The 18,849-nt window shown below is 60.3% G+C and carries 17 protein-coding genes and 1 pseudogene; 10 read left to right on the top strand and 8 right to left on the bottom strand.

What is annotated here, in order from left to right; all coding sequences use genetic code 11:
- Positions 1–34: 34 nt before the first annotated feature.
- Positions 35–1,669 (bottom strand): methyl-accepting chemotaxis protein, encoded by a 1,635-nt coding sequence (locus K5E37_RS25220; RefSeq protein WP_085603911.1) that lies wholly within the window; start codon positions 1,667–1,669, stop codon positions 35–37.
- A gap of 304 nt (positions 1,670–1,973) precedes the next feature.
- Between K5E37_RS25220 and K5E37_RS25215 the strand changes: the two genes are divergently transcribed.
- Positions 1,974–2,804, top strand: coding sequence for an undecaprenyl-diphosphate phosphatase (locus tag K5E37_RS25215; RefSeq protein WP_045121839.1), 831 nt, complete (start codon positions 1,974–1,976; stop codon positions 2,802–2,804).
- The gene (locus K5E37_RS25210) at positions 2,801–3,229 is read left to right on the top strand and encodes a DUF1294 domain-containing protein (RefSeq protein WP_039768201.1); all 429 of its coding nucleotides are present in this window, start codon (positions 2,801–2,803) and stop codon (positions 3,227–3,229) included. Before K5E37_RS25215 ends, K5E37_RS25210 begins: the two co-directional genes overlap by 4 nt.
- On the opposite strand, the gene K5E37_RS25205 is transcribed toward K5E37_RS25210, so the two are convergent.
- Positions 3,226–3,585 (bottom strand): MmcQ/YjbR family DNA-binding protein, encoded by a 360-nt coding sequence (locus K5E37_RS25205; RefSeq protein WP_007957467.1) that lies wholly within the window; start codon positions 3,583–3,585, stop codon positions 3,226–3,228. The genes K5E37_RS25210 and K5E37_RS25205 overlap by 4 nt on opposite strands.
- A complete protein-coding gene (locus K5E37_RS25200) occupies positions 3,582–4,490 on the bottom strand; it encodes a LysR substrate-binding domain-containing protein (protein WP_007957466.1) in 909 nt (302 codons plus the stop codon). The genes K5E37_RS25205 and K5E37_RS25200 overlap by 4 nt, the downstream gene beginning before the upstream one ends.
- 127 nt (positions 4,491–4,617) lie before the next feature.
- Here K5E37_RS25200 and K5E37_RS25195 point away from each other — a divergent pair, with 127 nt between their 5' ends.
- Positions 4,618–5,229: an FMN-dependent NADH-azoreductase gene (locus K5E37_RS25195; protein ID WP_085745771.1), complete on the top strand. Its 612-nt coding sequence runs from the start codon at positions 4,618–4,620 to the stop codon at positions 5,227–5,229.
- Positions 5,230–5,465: 236 nt separating this feature from the next.
- Positions 5,466–6,503, top strand: a complete 1,038-nt coding sequence (locus tag K5E37_RS25190) for a hypothetical protein (RefSeq protein ID WP_007957461.1) — start codon at positions 5,466–5,468, stop codon at positions 6,501–6,503.
- A 4-nt stretch (positions 6,504–6,507) separates the two neighbouring features.
- On the opposite strand, the gene K5E37_RS25185 is transcribed toward K5E37_RS25190, so the two are convergent.
- Positions 6,508–7,695 (bottom strand): MFS transporter, encoded by a 1,188-nt coding sequence (locus K5E37_RS25185; RefSeq protein ID WP_085603896.1) that lies wholly within the window; start codon positions 7,693–7,695, stop codon positions 6,508–6,510.
- Between the two features lie 287 nt (positions 7,696–7,982).
- Positions 7,983–9,569, bottom strand: a complete 1,587-nt coding sequence (locus tag K5E37_RS25180; RefSeq protein ID WP_045121838.1) for an ABC-F family ATPase — start codon at positions 9,567–9,569, stop codon at positions 7,983–7,985.
- Positions 9,570–9,959: 390 nt separating this feature from the next.
- Here K5E37_RS25180 and lpxO point away from each other — a divergent pair, with 390 nt between their 5' ends.
- Positions 9,960–10,859, top strand: a complete 900-nt coding sequence (gene lpxO, locus K5E37_RS25175; RefSeq protein WP_221535435.1) for a lipid A hydroxylase LpxO — start codon at positions 9,960–9,962, stop codon at positions 10,857–10,859.
- Positions 10,860–10,901: 42 nt separating this feature from the next.
- On the opposite strand, the gene K5E37_RS25170 is transcribed toward lpxO, so the two are convergent.
- The gene (locus K5E37_RS25170) at positions 10,902–11,762 is read right to left on the bottom strand and encodes a Ku protein (RefSeq protein ID WP_221535434.1); all 861 of its coding nucleotides are present in this window, start codon (positions 11,760–11,762) and stop codon (positions 10,902–10,904) included.
- A gap of 208 nt (positions 11,763–11,970) precedes the next feature.
- Between K5E37_RS25170 and K5E37_RS25165 the strand changes: the two genes are divergently transcribed.
- Both K5E37_RS25165 and K5E37_RS25160 read left to right on the top strand, forming a co-directional pair.
- Positions 11,971–12,312 (top strand): hypothetical protein, encoded by a 342-nt coding sequence (locus tag K5E37_RS25165; protein WP_221535433.1) that lies wholly within the window; start codon positions 11,971–11,973, stop codon positions 12,310–12,312.
- A 50-nt stretch (positions 12,313–12,362) separates the two neighbouring features.
- The gene (locus K5E37_RS25160; protein ID WP_221535432.1) at positions 12,363–13,508 is read left to right on the top strand and encodes a PQQ-dependent sugar dehydrogenase; all 1,146 of its coding nucleotides are present in this window, start codon (positions 12,363–12,365) and stop codon (positions 13,506–13,508) included.
- A 4-nt stretch (positions 13,509–13,512) separates the two neighbouring features.
- Here K5E37_RS25160 and K5E37_RS25155 read toward each other — a convergent pair whose 3' ends face one another.
- A complete protein-coding gene (locus tag K5E37_RS25155) occupies positions 13,513–14,616 on the bottom strand; it encodes a GNAT family N-acetyltransferase/peptidase C39 family protein (protein ID WP_221535431.1) in 1,104 nt (367 codons plus the stop codon).
- Between the two features lie 92 nt (positions 14,617–14,708).
- Here K5E37_RS25155 and K5E37_RS25150 point away from each other — a divergent pair, with 92 nt between their 5' ends.
- Together K5E37_RS25150 and K5E37_RS25145 are read left to right on the top strand one after the other, a co-directional pair.
- Positions 14,709–16,283 carry a RimK family protein gene (locus K5E37_RS25150; protein ID WP_260404485.1) on the top strand — a complete coding sequence of 525 codons (1,575 nt, stop codon included), beginning with the start codon at positions 14,709–14,711 and terminating at the stop codon, positions 16,281–16,283.
- 7 nt (positions 16,284–16,290) lie between these two features.
- On the top strand, positions 16,291–17,214 hold the full coding sequence (locus K5E37_RS25145) for a magnesium transporter CorA family protein (RefSeq protein ID WP_221535430.1): 924 nt from the start codon (positions 16,291–16,293) through the stop codon (positions 17,212–17,214).
- Here the strand turns inward: K5E37_RS25145 and K5E37_RS25140 are convergent.
- On the bottom strand, positions 17,195–17,533 hold the full coding sequence (locus tag K5E37_RS25140; RefSeq protein ID WP_085603881.1) for a DUF2834 domain-containing protein: 339 nt from the start codon (positions 17,531–17,533) through the stop codon (positions 17,195–17,197). The two genes, K5E37_RS25145 and K5E37_RS25140, sit on opposite strands and share 20 nt — an antisense overlap.
- Positions 17,534–17,784: 251 nt before the next feature.
- Between K5E37_RS25140 and ilvA the strand changes: the two are divergent.
- Positions 17,785–18,774 (top strand): annotated as a pseudogene (gene ilvA / locus K5E37_RS25135) (threonine ammonia-lyase, biosynthetic); the annotation flags it as partial.
- Positions 18,775–18,849 lie beyond the last annotated feature (75 nt).

Here is an 18,849-nt window from a genome sequence, read left to right as displayed (position 1 = left end):
CAGGTGGGAAACGAGTTCCCACCTGCAAGGGCGATCAGACTCTGAACTGACGCAGCAAACCGTTCAGTTGCTCGCTGAGTTGGCCCAGACGCACGCTGGCCACGCTCGATTGCTCGGCCGCCAGCGCGGTGCTGTGGGACAACCCTGCCGCCTGGGTGACGTTCTGATTGATGTCTTCGACCACGTGCGCCTGCTGCAGCGTTGCGCTGGCAATCGAGGCGTTCAGGCCATTGAGGTTACGCAGAGCCTGCCCAATGGCATTCAGGCTGGCACTGGCAAGACCCGCCTGTTCGATGGTCAGTTGCGAGGCCTTGCTGCTGTCACCGATCACTTTCACGGCGGCTTCGGAATGATTTTGCAGACGTTCGATCATCGTCTGGATTTCCGCCGTGGACTTCTGCGTGCGCTGCGCCAGCAAACGCACTTCGTCGGCGACCACCGCAAACCCGCGACCCTGTTCACCGGCGCGAGCCGCTTCAATCGCGGCGTTGAGGGCCAGCAGGTTGGTCTGCTCGGCAATCGAGCGGATCACTTCCAGCACGCTGCCGATCTGCGTGCTTTCGGTCGCCAGCGTGCGGATGACTTCGACGGCCTGATCGATGGTGCCGGACAGCTTGTCGATCTGTTGCAGGCTGCCGTCGATGTTGATCTGGCCTTGCTGGGCCTGAGCCTCTGCGTCGCGCATTTCGCTGGCGGCGTGTTCGGCGTTCTTCGCCACGTCCTGCACGCCGTAGGTCACTTCGTTGACGGCGGTGGCCACCAGTTCCATCTGCTGCGATTGCTGCTGGCTGCGCTGCTGGGCCTGAGTCGCATCGTTGCCCAGTTCGCTGGACGACTGGCCCAATGCGCTGGCGGACACCTGCAAGTCACCGATCACCCGGCGCAGCTTGGCGGTGAAGGCATTGAAGTGATGGGCCAGTTGAGTGACTTCGTCCTGGCCGTGGGTATCGAGGCTGCGGGTCAGATCGCTTTCGCCGCTGGCGATGTTGGCCATGGCGTTCACGGTTTCCTGCAACGGACGGACGATGCTGCGGGCAATCAGGATCACCAGCAGCGCCATGATCACCGCAATGACCAGCCCGACTACCGACGCCTTGATCACCTGACCCTGGAACTCGGCCTGCACGTCGTCGACGTAAACGCCAGAACCGATGACCCAGCCCCACGGCTCGAACAGTTTCACGTAGGAAGTCTTGGCCACCGGCTCACTGGCGCCGGGTTTGGGCCAGCGATAATCGACCATGCCGGCGCCCTTGGCTTTGGCGATGGCGACCATTTCGTTGAACACCGCAAAACCGTCCGGGTCGCGGATCGCCGAGAGGTTCTGGCCTTCAAGCTTGGGATTGGTCGGATGCATGACCATCACGGGTGTGAGGTCGTTGATCCAGAAGTAATCGTTCTGGTCATAGCGCAGGCCTCGGATTGCGGTCAGCGCCTGTTTCTGCGCCACGTCGCGGGTCAGGGTCCCCGCAGCTTCGAGGCCCTGGTAGTAAGTCAGCAAACCGCTGGCGGTCTGCACCACATGCTGGGTTTTCTGGGCCTTGGCGTGGTAAAGGTCATCGTGGATCTGCTTGAGCATCAAGACGCCCAACGTCAGAAGCATGACCACCGCCACAATCAAGATGAGCCACAAGCGTCGGCTGATCGACACACTGCGCAAGCTGTTCATAACGCTGTCACTCCGGATTCTTTTTCTTGTAATAAACCACCGCCAGCATCCAACCACGTTTCGGTAGCCGGGCATACGCGACCCAAGTCGTATAACGCGGCAGCGCTATTACGGCTTGTCTGTTAGGATTTCGGCGCCGCGCGTGAAAACCTGAATCCAAATTGATTTTTCACGGAATTTTGACTGTTTCGTGTGGATCCTGTGCGTGCGGAATCGGTACAGCTTTAACCAGCTACGCTGAACGCAGTGAACGTAAAAAAATACTATCGGGGCATGCCGCCGGGCATCGCTCTTTGGGGGATTGATGGATCTTTGGACCGCCTTGCAGGCATTGATTCTAGGAGTTGTAGAGGGGCTGACGGAGTTTTTGCCCATTTCCAGTACCGGACACCAGATCATTGTTGCCGACCTGCTCGATTTCGGAGGCGAGCGGGCCATGGCGTTCAACATCATCATCCAGCTCGGCGCGATTCTCGCGGTGGTCTGGGAATTCCGCCGCAAGATCCTCGACGTGGTCATCGGCCTGCCAACCCAGCCGAGTGCGCGGCGTTTTACCGCCAACCTGCTGATCGCCTTCCTGCCCGCCGTGGTGCTGGGCGTGATCTTCGCGGATCTGATTCACCATTACCTGTTCAACCCGATCACCGTGGCCGCCGCGCTGGTGGTGGGCGGCATCGTGATGTTGTGGGCCGAGCAGCGTCAGCATGAAGTGCACGCCGAAACGGTCGACGAGATTCGCTGGACGGATGCGCTGAAGATCGGCTTCGCCCAGTGCCTGGCGATGATCCCCGGCACTTCGCGTTCCGGCTCGACCATCATCGGCGGCCTGTTGTTTGGCCTGTCGCGCAAGACCGCCACCGAGTTCTCGTTCTTCCTGGCGATGCCGACCATGGTCGGTGCGGCGGTGTATTCGGGCTACAAGTATCGCGACCTGTTCGTTCCGGCCGACTTCCCGGTGTTCGCCATCGGTTTCGTCACGGCGTTCATCTTCGCCATGATCGCGGTGCGCGGGCTGCTCAAGTTCATCGGCAGCCACAGCTACGCGGCGTTCGCCTGGTACCGGATCGTCTTTGGTCTGGTGATCCTGGCGACCTGGCAGTTCGGCTGGATCGACTGGACGGCCGCCCAGCCATGAGTGATTCCCGCGCACGCCGCCCGGATCGCGGGCCTTCCGGTGGCAATATTCAGCATCTGAAATTGAAGCTGGTGGTGCTGCTGATCGTCTGCGCGTTGCCGTTGTTCGGCTCGCTGTCGATGTGGCTGCGCGGGATTTCCCTGGTACCGCTGACGGCTTACGGGCTGGTCAGCGTGCTGGCGTTTTTCCTGTACTGGGCGGACAAGCGCAAGGCCCGCGCCGACGCCTGGCGCACACCGGAAAACATCCTGCACGCGGTGGAACTGGCCGGCGGCTGGCCGGGCGCGTTGATCGCTCAACAGGTTTTCCGGCACAAGACGCGCAAGGTGTCGTTTCAGGTGCTGTTCTGGATGATCGTGGCGTTGCACCAGGTGTTCTGGATCGATCAGTTGTTCCTCGGTTCGAACCTGCTGGCGCTGTTCTAGAGCAACAGCCCGACCTGCACGCGCTTGGGCAGCTTGCTCACCACCAGTTGATGGGAGCGCTGCAGCAACCCTTGCAGTTCCTCGGCGCCCAGCGGGTAGGGCGGGTGCATGATGATCCATTGCGCCCGGGCCAGATACGGTGCCGGGTGAATGCCCGGACGGTCGCAATGACCGAGAAACAGGTCCTTGTCGACCTTGAACGCCAGCGAATCACCGCGCAAACCCTGCAAGGCAAACATCTTGTTGCCGGCAATCGAAAACACCCGCACGCCACCCCATTTGTAGTCTTCCCGGGCGCCGGGCAGGGCCAGACAGAAATCCGCGACATCCTGCTCGTTCATCTTCCCTTGTTTCATAACAGCCGCTCTCCACAGGCATTGAACGATTCGACCAGATGATCGATCCATGCGCGCACCGCCGGCATCACCCCACGCCGGTGCGGATACACCGCTTGCAGCCAGCCGCCGGGCAGTGACCAGTCCGGCAGCAACTGCACCAGCGTGCCTTTGTTCAGCTCCGCTTCGCAATACATCATCGGCAACAGGGTGAACCCCTGGCCGGCCAGCACACAGGCCTTGCGCACGATGAAATCGTCGATGCCCAGCCGTGCTTCCAGCGCCAGATCACAACTCTTGCCGTGCTGATCGAGCAGGCGCACATGCACCATGCGATCCGCTTCCAGCGCGCCCAGCACCGGCAGGTTCTTCAGGTCCTGCGGATGATTGATTTCCACGCCCTGTATAAAGGAAGGGCTTGCGACCACCACCATTTGCGCCTGACGCAGGCGGCGGGTCACCAGCATCGGCTCTTCATCACCGTGTTCGCGCACGCGCAGGGCGACGTCGATGCCTTCGGTGATGAGGTCGACCCGGCGATTGATCAGGGTCACTTCCAGTTGCACCTGGGGGTATTTGCCAAGGAAATTGCTGATCACCACCGGCAGCATTTCATGGGCCAACCCCGTCGGGCTTGAAACCCGCAGGCGTCCACGAGGCTCGCTGGACATGCTGGCGACCGTCTCGTCGGCCATTTCCGCTTCCAGCAGCATTGCCTGACAGTGACGCAAATAGCGTTCGCCGACGGCTGTCAGCTTCAATTGGCGAGTGGTGCGTTGCAGCAAGCGTGCGCCGAGGCGTTCTTCCAGCTCGGCGATGCGCCGCGAAAGGCGTGACTTGGGAATGCCCAGCAAGCGGCCGGCGGCGGCGAATCCGCCGGCTTCGACCACTTTGGCGAAATAGTAGAGATCGTTGAGGTCTTGCATCTGGAAATCCGACTGTTCTATCAGTGGGACAAACTATCGCATTGTTGCCGTCTAATCAGCTATTCGTTTCGTCGGTAGGATTGTCTCCATTCCGTCGCCACCGGCGATTCATTCCAGGAGATTCCACATGAAACTGCTGCACATCGATTCGAGCATTCTGGGCGACAACTCCGCTTCCCGTCAGCTGAGCAGTCAGGTGACTCAAGCCTGGCAAGCCGCCGAGCCAAGCGCTGTCGTGACCTACCGCGACCTGGCGGCCGACGCCATCAGCCATTTCTCATCGACCACCCTGGTGGCTGCTGGCACCACCGCTGAACTGCGCAACGCCGCCCAACAGCACGAAGCCGAACTGAGCGCCACCACCCTGGCCGAATTCATCGCCGCCGACGCCATCGTCGTTGCTGCACCGATGTACAACTTCACCGTACCGACCCAGCTCAAAGCCTGGATCGACCGCATCGCCGTTGCCGGCCAGACCTTCCGTTACACCGAAGCCGGTCCTGAAGGTCTGTGCGGTGGCAAGAAAGTCGTGATCGTGTCCACCGCTGGCGGCATTCACGCCGGTCAGGCTTCGGGCGTGGCGCACGAAGACTACCTGAAACTGGTCTTCGGCTTCCTCGGCATCACCGACATCGAAGTCGTACGTGCTGAGGGCCTGGCCTACGGCGAAGAAGTGCGCAACAACGCCATGAGCGCTGCTCAGGCGAAGATCAGCGAGCAACTGTTCGCCGCCGCGTAAGGCTTGCGTAAAGCGCAGCTCGCGTTCAGGTAATCCTTAAAAAAACTCTGTATTCTGGTTCCGCAAGGGCCAGATACGGAGTTTTTTGTTTCTGACTGTTACATAATCTGGCCCGGGTTATGCAGTCTGATGATCAACGTCTGAGTGCAACGTCGCGCCGGATCACCGAACCTCGGAATTTCGGGCGTCGAACACAACGGATCTTTCGATTGAGTAACAACAGGGTGGGGCATCCCATGATGCGTCTTTGTGCAGCGTTACTGATTTGCCTGCTCGGCAGCCTGAATTCAGTGCACGCTGCGCCCGGGCAGCACCCGCGCTGGAGCGTCGGCTATCACGAGATGACGTTCCTCGATCCGCTCGACCTGCAACCGATGCGCGCCATCGCGTTCTATCCCTCCAGCGACCGCGAACACATGAGCCTGCTCGAAGGCTATTCTGTCGAAGCCGGCGAAGACACCAAAGTCGCCATCGGCCGCTTCCCGATGCTGATGCTGTCCCACGGCAACACCGGCACGCCACTGGCACTGCACGACCTGGCCACGTCACTGGCACGCAAGGGCTTTGTAGTGGTGGCGGTGATTCACCCCGGCGACAACTCCAAGGATCACAGCCGCCTCGGCACACTGAGCAACCTTTATGGCCGGCCGATCCAGATTTCCGAAGCCATTACCGCGACGTTGGGCGATCGCATGCTCGCGCCGTATGTGAACGCCGAGCAGGTCGGCGTGATCGGCTATTCGGCGGGCGGCGAAACGGCGTTGATTCTGTCCGGCGCACAGCCGGATCTGGATCGTCTGCGCCGTTACTGCCAGGAACGCCCGGACGACCGCGACGCCTGCAACACCCAGGGTGAGTTGATTGTCGACCGCGACGATCTGCAACCGGTGGCCGATCCGCGCGTTCATGCGTTGCTGCTGATGGCGCCGCTGAGTCTCAAGTTTGGTCGTCACACCCTGGCCGATGTGCATGTGCCGGTGCTGCTGTACAGCGGCGATGGCGACAAGCTGGTGGCCTTCGATAAAAACGCTGCCGCCCTGGCGCGCAAGCTACCGACCGCACCCGACTTCAAATTGCTGGCCGGGGCAGGGCACTTCGTGTTCATGGCGCCGTGCACCGAAGAGCAGATCCTCGCCATGCCGGCGCTGTGCACCGATGCCGATGGCGTGGACCGCGAAGACATCCACCGCAACCTGATTTCCGAGGCCGGGCGGTTCTTCTCCCATGCCTTGGGCCGGCCGACCCGCGCGGGGATGCAGACGGCGGATCAGTGAGCCTTTACGTCATGGCTCGGCGCTTGAGCAGCAAGGTCAGTCCCAGTCCGGTCACGGACAGCACCGCTGCGCTGAAGAAAATCCACGAATAGCCCAGATTCAGCGCCACCGCGCCCATCAACGGCCCGGCAATCGCCAGCGCCAGATCGAAAAACACCGCATAGGCACTCAGCCCGGCACCGCGACTGGAGTTGGGCACTTGCTTGATCGCCTCGACGCCCAGCGCCGGGTACACCAGCGACAGACCGAACCCGGCCAGACCGGCGCCAATCAAGGCATACGCGGTCGAGGGCGCCAGCCACAGCATGACCAGGCCGACGGTTTCGATGGTCATGCAGGCAATCGCCGAGGTGAATCCGCCGAAACGCCCGATGGCCGAAATGAACAGCAGCCGCGACAGAATGAAACACACGCCGAATACGGTCAGGCAGTACGCCGCACCAGTCCAGCCGCGATTGAGGTAATACAGGGTGATGAAGGTGGTCAGCGTGCCGTAGCCAATCGATGCCAGGCTCAGACTGGCGCCGAACGGTGCAATCCGCCCGAACACTGCCCAGAACGGCAGCCGTTCACCGCGCACCACCGGCACCGACGGCTTGTTGCGGATCAGCAGCAGTGCGCCGGCTGCGAGCAGCGACAACGCAATGCCAAGGCTTTCGAAACCGTAATCGGCGACCATCACCACGCCCAGCGGCGCACCGATGGCAATCGCACCGTAGGACGCGATGCCGTTCCAGGAAATCGAGCGTGCGGTGTGTTCGGCACCGACCTGGCCCATGCACCAACTGATGGTGCCGACGCCGATCAAACCCTGCGCGATCCCCAGCAACAGGCGACCGACGATCAGGATCGACAGGCTCAACAACGGCAAGCTCTGCAGCAGCGTCGAAACCAGCGTCAACACGCCGCTGAGCACAATCCCCGACAAGCCATACACAATCGCCCGTTTGGTGCCGATGGTGTCCGACATGCGCCCGGCCATCGGTCGGCTGAGCAGGGTGGCCAGGTATTGCGAACCGATCACCAGCCCCGCGATCACGGCACTGAAACCCAATTGCTCGTGCACATAGCCGGGCAGCACCGCAATCGGCAGACCGATGCAGAGGAAGGCAATAAAGGTATAGAAAACGATGGAGACGATCTGCAGGGTGATCGCCATGGAGCTTTGCGGTGGCTGTTGCTGCGCAGACATGAGGACTCGTTCGCGGGCGGCGGTGGGAGAGTCCGCATCATGGCGTGGCGCTGAAATAAAAGAAAGCAGGCTAACTATCGTTTCCCCGTTTCCCCGTTTCCCCGTTTCCCGTTGATCGTTCCCACGCTCCGCGTGGGAATGCAGCCCGGGGCGCTCCGCGTCCCTTCCAGAGCTGGAACGCGGAGCGTCCCTTGAGGCATTCCCACGCAGAGCGTGGGAACGATCAGGAATGAGTAAAAAAAACCCTGTCACAAGGACAGGGCTTTCTGTTTACCGCTCGATTCGACTTAGAACACTACGCCTTGGCTGCGCAGGTAATCGTCGTAGGTGCCGCTGAAGTCGGTCACGCCGTTCGGGCTCAGCTCGATGATGCGCGTGGCCAGGGACGATACGAACTCACGGTCGTGGCTGACGAAGATCAGCGTGCCCGGGTAGTTTTCCAGCGCCAGGTTCAGCGCCTCGATCGATTCCATGTCCAGGTGGTTGGTCGGTTCGTCCATCACCAGTACGTTCGGCTTTTGCAGGATCAGCTTGCCGAACAGCATGCGACCTTGCTCACCACCGGAAATCACCTTCACCGACTTGAGGATCTCGTCGTTGGAGAACAGCATGCGACCGAGGGTGCCACGGATCACTTGCTCGCCCTGAGTCCACTGACCCATCCAGTCGAACAGGCTGACGTCGTCTTCGAAGTCGTGGGCGTGGTCCTGAGCGTAGTAGCCCAGCTCCGCGCTTTCGGTCCACTTCACCGTGCCTGCGTCCGGGGTCAGTTCGCCCATCAGCGTGCGCAGCAGAGTGGTCTTGCCGATACCGTTCGGGCCGATGATCGCCACGCGCTCGCCGGCTTCAACGGTGAAGCTGAAGTTCTTGAACAGGGTCTTGCCGTCGAAGCCCTTGGACATCTGCTCGATGGTCACGGCCTGGCGGTGCAGCTTCTTGGTCTGTTCGAAACGGATGAAAGGGCTCACGCGGCTCGATGGCTTGACCTCGGCCAGTTGGATCTTGTCGATCTGCTTGGCGCGGGAAGTGGCCTGCTTGGCTTTCGAGGCGTTGGCCGAGAAGCGGCTGACGAACGTTTGCAGTTCGGCGATCTGGGCTTTCTTCTTGGCGTTGTCCGACAGCAGTTGCTCGCGGGACTGGGTCGCCGCGGTCATGTACTCGTCGTAGTTGCCCGGGAACAGACGCAGCTCGCCGTAGTCCAGGTCGGCCATGTGGGTGCAGACGCTGTTCAGGAAGTGACGGTCGTGGGAAATGATGATCATGGTGCTGTTACGCGCCGTCAAAATCGTTTCCAGCCAGCGGATGGTGTTGATGTCCAGGTGGTTGGTCGGTTCGTCGAGCAGCAGCACTTCCGGATCGGAGAACAGTGCCTGGGCCAACAGAACACGCAGTTTCCAGCCCGGTGCAACTTCGGTCATCGGGCCGAAATGCTGCTCCAGCGGAATGCCCAGACCCAGCAGCAGTTCACCGGCGCGGGATTCGGCGGTGTAGCCGTCCATCTCGGCGAACTCGGTTTCCAGCTCGGCCACGGCCATGCCGTCTTCTTCGCTCATTTCCGGCAGCGAGTAGATGCGGTCGCGCTCGGCCTTGACCTTCCACAGCTCTTCGTGACCCATGATCACGGTGTCGATCACGGTGAATTCTTCGTAGGCGAACTGATCCTGGCGCAGTTTACCCAGGCGAATGTTCGGCTCCAGCATGACCTGGCCACCGGACGGCTCGAGGTCGCCGCCGAGGATTTTCATGAAGGTCGACTTGCCGCAACCGTTGGCGCCGATCAGGCCGTAGCGGTTGCCGCCATTGAATTTGACCGAAACGTTTTCAAACAGCGGCTTGGCGCCGAACTGCATGGTGATGTTAGCTGTAGAAATCAAAGGTTTTTCCTGCGAAGCGTGCTGAGTAGCGAGGGTGCAGCCGGAGCGCTTGGCCCGAGTCGAAGTGCGCTGAGGCGGGACAATCCCGTCATCAACCAAGGGGGGCGCGTAAAGTTTGGCGGCGATTGTACTGGTCTGGCTCTTTAAACGATAGGGCAGTGACATCCCGATTGCCGTTTGGCGCGATCGCGGGACAGTTTTTCACAGATGAGTGTTCACTATTGGTTACAAACTGTGGCTAAAATGCCATCCATTCACCCAATGCCTTGTACGGCATGGACTCAAGGATGCGCCACCGGGACGCTTTTTGATTTCAGACCACTGCCACAGACCTTGGGCCACAGCCCTAAAGGCGCGCAGTTTGTTCACTTCTGACGTGTGACGATTTCCGTGAAACTCATCATTGCCGCTGTATATGTCATTTCCATTGCATACGTTCACCTGCGCGGTCGTGTGCGCCACAAAATCGGTCGTCAACTGAGCGATCACTCTTCGTTTCTGGCACCGATCAACTGCTTCCTTTACCTGTTCTCGAAAAAACCCAACACGCCGTACCTAGATCCGAAGGACTTTCCGGATCTGAGCCCGTTGCAGGCGCACTGGGAAGAAATCCGCGAGGAAGGCCGCAACCTGCTGCGCGCCGGCGAAATCAAACGTTCCAACCAGTACGACGACGTCGGTTTCAACTCGTTTTTCAAGACTGGCTGGAAGCGTTTCTACCTGAAGTGGTACGGCGACAGCCACCCGTCGGCGCTGCAATTGTGCCCGCGCACCACTGAACTGGTGCAGAGCATCGGCTCGATCAAGGCTGCGATGTTTGCAGAATTGCCGCCGGGCTCGAAACTGGTGCGTCACCGCGACCCATACGCCGGTTCCTACCGTTATCACCTGGGCCTGGAAACGCCGAACGACGCCGGTTGCTACATCAACGTCGATGGCGAGAACTATCACTGGCGTGATGGCGAAGCGGTGATGTTCGACGAGACCTTCATTCATTACGCGGAAAACACCACCGACCAGAACCGCATCATCCTGTTCTGTGACGTTGAACGTCCGATGAAGTATCGCTGGGCAGCGGCGTTCAACGGCTGGTTCAGCCGCAACGTGATGTCGGCGGCCGGTGCGCCTAACGATGCGGGTGACCGCACCGGTGGCATCAACCGCTTGTTTACCAAAATCTACAAGATTCGCCTGCGCGGCAAAGAACTGAAAAAGCGCAATCGCAAACTCTATTACATGGAAAAGTGGGCGATCTTCGGCGGTCTGCTGGCGATCTTCATTCTGATCTGATGAGTCGGGCGACTGTTGAAAGACAGTCGCCCGATTTCATTTTCATGAGGCCTTTTTGGTCTTCTTCGCCGGTGTTGTCTTGCTGGCGGTCTTCTTCGCCGGTTTGGCCGGGGCTTTCCCGCCGAGGCTGCGCTTGAGCAGTTCGGTCAGGTCGATAACATCGGCCGACTTGCGCTCTTCTTCACCGGAAACCGTCTCAACGTCTTCGATCTTGCCTTCATGGGCCTTCTTGTCCACCAGCGCCATGATCTTGTTTTCGAACTCGTCGCTGTAATCCTCGGGCGTCCAGTCCGCCGTCATGTCTTCCACCAGCCGTTTGGCCATGTCCAGTTCGCCCTTGGCCAGTTGCGGCTTGGTCACTTCGCTGCCCAGCGCCAGTTCGTCGAGGCTGCGCACTTCCTGCGGCCAGCGCAGCTTCACCAGCACCAGTGCGGACTCGAGGGGCATCAACGCCGCCAAATACTGGCGCGTGTGTAAAACCACGCGGGCGAGGGCGACCTTCTGGGTTTTGCTCAGGGTTTCACGCAGCAAGGCGTAGACCTTGCCACCGCGCTTGTCCGGGGCCAGGTAATAGGGCGTGTCGATGTTCTGCAACGGAATTTGCTCGCTGTCGACGAAGGCGAAGATGTCGATGGTTTGAGTCGAAACCGGGTGCGCCGAACGGATTTCTTCTTCGCTGAGCACCACATAGCGGCCTTTTTCGAACTGCACGCCTTTGACGATGTGCTCTTTGGTGACTTCCTTGCCGGTGACCTTGTTGACCCGTTTATAGCCGACCGGATCCATGCTGCGGCTGTCGAGCCAGTCGAAATCGACGCCTTGGGACGAGGTCGCCGAAACGAGCGCCACGGGGATGTGCACCAGACCGAAACTGATTGCGCCTTTCCAGATTGCCCGAGCCATGGTGCTGTTCTCCGAGTGATGTTCGGGTGACCCGTGGCCCGGCGTAAAAGTTTCCGTTGTTTGCGGGGTGCGGCGGTAAACGGCAGGTCAAGCCGTGTTACATCTTGTTTAGCGGTGACGGGTTAACAAATCCGAACCCTGGGCGTAGCGTGGACTCGAAGGCTCTAAGCCACATGCATCAAAACACGCGCATCAAGAGAGGCCGTTCATGAACCGTTTCCTGCTTGGCATTACGTTGCTGGTCCTCAGTGGCGGGCTGGTTCACGCCGAGGGCGCCACCGCGCATTCATCGCTGTTGCTGGCACAAAGTCCGACCGGCAACAGCAACAATCCTTATAACAGCCCGATCCGTCGGGCGAACCCCAACAGCATGCAGGGCACCCAGCCCAGCGCACCGGCCGTTCGCGGGCCGAATACGGTGCCCGTGCCACGGCCGCCGACCCTGGAAAACCGCGGCATCGGCAATGGCCAGCCGCTGCGCTCCGTCCCGAGCACGCCACCCACGTTCATTCCCAACCCTCCAGCCCGTGACAGCGGGAGCAACCGTTGAATGGCAGAACCGCTTCTGTCAGCCCTTCAAACGAACAAAAGGAATCGTGCATGTTGCGTAAAACCCTTCTGGCCGGCCTGTGTGCCAGTGCACTGATCGCCGCCCCGGCGTTCGCTGCCGCTCCCAAAGAGCTGCAAAGCGAACAGGGCACCCTTGAAGTCACGACGATTACCCAAGGCCTCGAGCATCCATGGGCCTTGGCGTTCCTGCCGGATCGCCAGGGCATACTGGTGACTGAGCGGCCGGGCAACCTGCGTGTGGTAGGCGCTGACGGCAAACTGTCCGCGCCGATCACCGGTGTGCCGGACGTCTGGGCCAAGGGGCAGGGCGGATTGCTCGACGTGGTGCTGTCACCGGATTTCAAACAGGATCGCCTTGTGTACCTGTCCTACGCCGAGGGCGGCGGAGCGGGTGACAAGGCCGGAACGGCGGTGGGGCGCGGGCGTCTGTCGGATGACCTGAAAACCCTGAAGGACTTCAACGTGATTTTCCGTCAGGAACCGAAACTGTCGGTCGGCAACCACTTCGGCTCGCGGCTGGTGTTCGACCGGGACGGTTATCTGTTCATCACTCTGGGCGAAAACAATGATCGCCCGACCGCGCAGGATCTGGACAAGCTGCAAGGCAAGGTCGTGCGGATCTACCCCGACGGCAAAGTACCCGATGACAATCCCTTTGTCGGCCAGTCCGGTGTGCGCCCGGAGATCTGGTCCTACGGGCACCGCAATCCCCAGGGCGCCGCGCTCAATCCGTGGACCGGAACCGTGTGGGAAAACGAGCACGGCCCGCGCGGTGGCGACGAGGTGAACATCATCGAACGCGGCAAAAATTACGGCTGGCCGCTGGCGACCCACGGCATCAATTACTCCATGCAACCGATCCCGGAAGCCAAGGGCAAGACCGCCGAAGGCACGGTCGGGCCGCACCATGTGTGGGAAAAGTCCCCGGGTGTCACCGGTATGGCGTTCTACGATGCCGATCGGTTCAAACCCTGGCAGCACAACGTGTTCATCGGAGCGCTGGTGACGCAGGAACTGATCCGTTTGCAGTTCGACGGCGACAAGGTGGTGCATGAAGAACGCTTGCTGGGCGAACTGAAACAGCGGATCCGGGATGTGCGCCAAGGGCCGGACGGTTACCTGTATGTGCTGACCGATGAGTCCGATGGCTCGCTGTACAAGATCGGACTCAAATGAACCTTCACGCGGGCGAGCGAGCGTAAAGCACCACCGCTGCCCGCAACTTGCCGCGACCGAAGCGGCACATCTTCTCGAACTCCCCATGGCTGACCGGCACGTGCTGGCAGTCCATGGGCTGACGATGCTGGCTGTGATCGACATCCGGGTCGTGCAGGTAGACGAAGTCTTCATCGCAGTCGGTGACGATCACCCAGTGCGGCGATTTGGACCGGGTCAGGCGATAGCTGCTGATCAGCACCAAGGGTTGACCACCGTTGGCCAGCAATGCGGGCAAGTCCAGCATTACGCCAATGACCTGATCGACGTCTGTGTCGTTCATTTGCGCCATGAACTCGTCGTGTACCAGGCGCATGACATCTTTTTTATGCGCATCGCGCACGCCGTCGAGAAACAGCGGCCCGGTCATGCTCAGTTGCAAACGCACGTTGAAACCCCGGCGCCACGCCGCCAGTGCCAGACCTTGCGGGCTGCAACCGCCATGGCCGGCCGTCATGAACACCGTGGTTGCCTCGCGCCACAACTGCAATTCCTCGCGCCGCTCCAGCAAACGATCTGCCTGCAATGCCCCCATGGCCATCAACAAGCAGGCCGGGCCGCAGGTAAAATCGGTGGTTTGTCGGTAATAGGGGACCTTGATGTTGCGTGAATCGCGGTGCTGGAGAATGCGTTTCTCCAGACGCAACGCGTCGGCGTGATCCTCGTAGTAGTCATGGATCAGTGCAAAACGCCGGTAACCGTTGCGCTCGTACAGGGCGATGGCGGTGGGATTGTCGGTGCGCACTTCCAGCCGCAGGTAGGCGCAGTCGTGCTCGAGCGCGCAGGCCTCGATCCGATGCAGCAATTGCTTGCCCAGACCACCGCCGCGCGCCTCGGGAGCAATCGCAATCGAATACAGCCGGGCCAGCGAGGTGCCGCGATGAAACAGCACCAGCGCATAACCGGCGAGTTGGCCCTCGCGTTCGGCCACCCACAATTGCCCGTGGGCCCGGGTAATCATCCATTGGAAACTGCGGCGGGTGAGCCGGTCCGTGGTGAAGCAGTGCATTTCCAGCGTGAGCAACGCTGGCAAATCATCAACGACCGCCAGGCGAAAAACAGCATTCATATGACCACCGTAAAAGTTGCGTAACGAAACGGGACTTTCGAAAAACTTCGTGCTTAATAGAAAAGGTCTTGTTCTCCAACGGATCAATTTCTATGTCAGCGGTACAGGGTCATTGGCGCGAAGTATCCAGTCAAAGTTTGCCGCCGGCAACTTATTTAAAACCGCAGGTCAGAACTTCCAGTCAAGTGTTGATCATCGTCGAACGCAAGGAAGACTGGGCCTCGTACTTTCCCAGCGAAGACATCCTGACGGCCCAGGAATACCTCGAACAACCACCCGACAGCGAGCCGGGAAAACGGGTGCAGGTGATCAACCTGTGCCGCAGCTACAAGTACCTGGGCCACGGCTATTACTGCTCGCTGTTGGCTGAAGCCCGGGGGCACAAGGTGATTCCTTCGGTGCGCACCATCAGCGAGCTGACGCGAAAATCTCTTTATGGCCTGGCACTGGACGACCTGGATAAAACCCTGGAAAAAGCCCTCAGCCATCATCTCTACAGCGACACCGAAGGTTTTACGCTGACACTTTATTTCGGCAGAACCCATATTGAGCCATTGCAGGATCTGGCCCGGCAATTGTTTGAAGTGTTCCCGTGTCCGATTCTGTTAGTTGAATTCCGTAGAACTAACGGCTGGCACATCGAAGGTATAAAGTCCGGCGCCTTGCACAAGTTGCGCGACGATCAGGAAGATCAGTTCGCCAATGCGCTGGACGGCTTCAGTCGCAAGATCTGGCGTGTTCCGCGTTCGCCGCAAGTGGCGCGTTATGACCTGGCGATCCTGCATGATCCGCAGGAGGCGTTGCCGCCGTCCAATGCCCGGGCTCTGGAAAACTTTGTGCGGGTCGGCAAGGGCATGGGCATCGATGTCGAGCTGATCGAACGCAAGGACTACGCAAGGCTGGCCGAGTACGACGGCCTGCTGATCCGCGAGACCACCAGCGTCGACAACCACACTTACCGCTTCGCCAAGAAAGCCGAAAGTGAAGGGCTGGTGGTGATGGACGACCCGACGTCAATCCTGCGTTGCACCAACAAGGTCTACCTCACCGACCTGCTCAACAGCCATCAACTGGGCATGCCGGCCACGGAAATTCTTTACAAGGAGCGACCCGAAGACTTCGAGCGGGTCGGCGAGCGCCTCGGTTTTCCGCTGGTGCTGAAGATCCCCGACGGTTGTTTCTCACGCGGCGTGATCAAGGTCGAGAGCCAAGAGGCTTTGCTGGAAGCCACCGCCGAGCTGTTCGAACATTCTGTACTGTTGCTGGCCCAGGAATTCTTCTACACCGAGTACGACTGGCGCATCGGCGTGCTCAACCGCAAACCGATCTTTGCCTGCCAGTACTTCATGTCCAAGGGCCATTGGCAGATCTACAACCACAAGGCCAAGGGCCAGGACGTCAACGGCGAATGCCGCACGCTGGCGATCCACGAAGCGCCGCGCGCAGTGGTGGAACTGGCGGTGAAGACCGCCAACCTGATCGGCGACGGCTTGTACGGCGTTGACCTGAAACAGGCCGGCGACAAGGTGGTGGTGATCGAGGTCAACGACAACCCGAACCTCGACGCGGGTATCGAAGACGCCTACCTGCAGGACGATCTGTATTCGCTGGTGCTGGAAGAATTCGTGCGGCGCCTCGAACTCAAACGCCGCGGCCAGGCCTGGTGACCGGCCGATGATCAACAGCTTTGCACTCAATCACGGCGCCTTGCAGCGGGTCGAGCGGCTGGACGCCGAGGTGATGCTGTTCAGCGACCCCGACGCCGCCGAGCGCGACTTGCTGCACAGTCACTTCAAACTCGATGAACACGCGCTGGCCTCGGCGCTCGACCCGGACGAGGTGTCGCGGATCGAGTTTCACCCCGATCACCTGTTTCTTATCTGGAAACGCCCGGAAAACTATTCCGGCGGCGGCAGCCTGGCGTTCGAGGTGTCGTCCTGTGGTTTGCTGTTCTCACCGGGCCAGTTGCTGGTGATCGCCACGGACGACACGCCGCTGCACGGTATCGGCACACGTCAACCACTGAACACGCCGCTGGATGTGTTGCTGGACCTGTTGTTCAACAACATCCATCACTACCTCGGGCACCTGAAGGTGATCAAACTGGTCGCCCGGGAGTTGCAGCAGAAATTCAACGCCTCGATGCAAAACCAGCATCTGGTGCAGATGTTCAACCTCAGCGAAAGCCTGATCTATTACATCAACGCCCTGCACAGCAACGGCGCGGTGCTCACGCGGTTGCGCAATCACGCGGAAAAACAGCATTTCGGCAGCGAAGCGATCGGCCTGATCGACGACCTGATCATCGAAAACAACCAGTGCTACAAGCAGGCGGAAATCTATTCGACGGTGTTCTCCGGGCTGATCGACGCCCGGGGCAACCTGATGAACAACAGCATGAACAACCTGCTGCGCAAACTGACGCTTATCAACGTGGTGTTCCTGCCGCTCAACCTGATTGCGAGCATCGGCGGCATGTCGGAATTCAGCATGATGACCGCCGGCACGCCGTGGTGGGTGTCGTACCCGTTGTTCCTGGCGGCGATGCTGCTGGGGGCGGGGGGGATGCTGTTCGGGCTCAGGCGTCTGGCGAAATGACCGGGGCCGGGCGTTTGCGATCCTGCAGGCCCCGAATCACCAGGTACAAAAGCGGCCCGACTGAAACAAACACCGCCGTCAGCAACAGATACGGCACCACGGACCAGCCCGACTGCCCACGCTTGCGCGCGTCCTTGTACATCCAGACGCCGGCCAGTGTTGCCAGCAGATAGAGGTCGATCACCACTTGCGCGGTGTCGGGCCGCGACATCAGGCTGATGCCGAAGTCGATCAGCGATTGCTCGGCTTGCAGCATCACGGAAACGGTATAGCCGCTGAAAGCGATCAACGCGGTGAGGGGCAGGGCGATGGACATCAGGTATTCCTTCCTTGGGCAGATGAGCGAAAGGCCAGCCTACAGACCCGCCACAAAATTCGCCATTGACTTGCCAGCAGCGCCCGGGCTAATTTCGAGCCCATGACTTCCACCGTTCTGCGCTGCCAGCCAAGCATTATTACCGCCATTCCTCATTTGGCGGGCTAGCTCACGACTGCAGCACCCAACCCGCCCTAGAGGCGGGTTTTTACTTTCTGTCTCCGGGGTTCCGAATCAAACGTCAGGAGACGACCATGCGCTACAGCCCCGCCCAACAAGCCCTGCTTGAGCAGTACGTGAAAAAGATCCTCGCCGCGCCGGTGTATGAACTGGCGGTGCGCACGCCGCTGCAACCGGCGCCGGCGCTGTCCGAAGCGCTGGGCAACCGGATCCTGCTTAAGCGCGAAGACCTGCAACCGACGTTCTCCTTCAAAATCCGTGGTGCCTACAACAAACTGGTGCAATTGAGCAACGAGCAAAAGGCGCGCGGGGTGATCACGGCGTCGGCGGGCAATCATGCGCAAGGCGTAGCGCTGGCGGCGCGGGAACTGGGTATTGCCGCGACCATTGTCATGCCGGCAACCACCCCGGAGTTGAAAGTGCGGGGCGTCAGCAGTCGTGGGGCCGAGGCGCTATTGCATGGCGAAAGCTTCCCCTTTGCCCTGGCTCACGCGCTGCAACTGGCTGAGCAGACTGGGCGAACGTTCGTTTCGCCTTTCGACGATCCCGATGTGATCGCTGGCCAAGGCACGGTCGCGATGGAAATCCTGCGCGAGCACCAGGGCGCACTGGATGCGATCTTCGTCCCGGTGGGCGGCGGCGGGTTGATCGCCGGCATCGCGGCGTATGTGAAATACCTTCGGCCGGAGGTGCGGATCATCGGTGTCGAGTCGGAGCACTCGGCCTGCCTGAAGGCTGCCATGCTAGCGGATGAGCGAGTGGTGCTGCCCAAAGTGGGCACATTCGCCGATGGTGTGGCGGTGGCGCAGATCGGCGCTTACGGGTTCGAGGTTTGCCGCTTCTGCGTGGATGAGGTCATCACCGTCAGCAACGACGAACTCTGCGCGGCGATCAAGAATATCTACGACGATACCCGCTCGATCACCGAGCCTTCCGGTGCATTAGCGGTCGCGGGCATCAAACAGTACGTCGCGCAAACCGGCGCACGGAATCAGACGTTTATCGCCATCGATTCCGGCGCCAATATCAACTTCGACAGCTTGCGCCATGTCGCCGAACGAGCGGCGGCGTGCGGCGTTGTGGCTTGAAGTTACTCGGGAATGGCCACGCCAATCTTGTCCGAGGCCGACCAGATGCGG

Source organism: Pseudomonas sp. RIT778, assembly GCF_019718735.1.
GTDB classification, from domain to species: domain Bacteria; phylum Pseudomonadota; class Gammaproteobacteria; order Pseudomonadales; family Pseudomonadaceae; genus Aquipseudomonas; species Aquipseudomonas aphyarum.
This window is presented reverse-complemented; position numbering and strand designations above follow the sequence as displayed.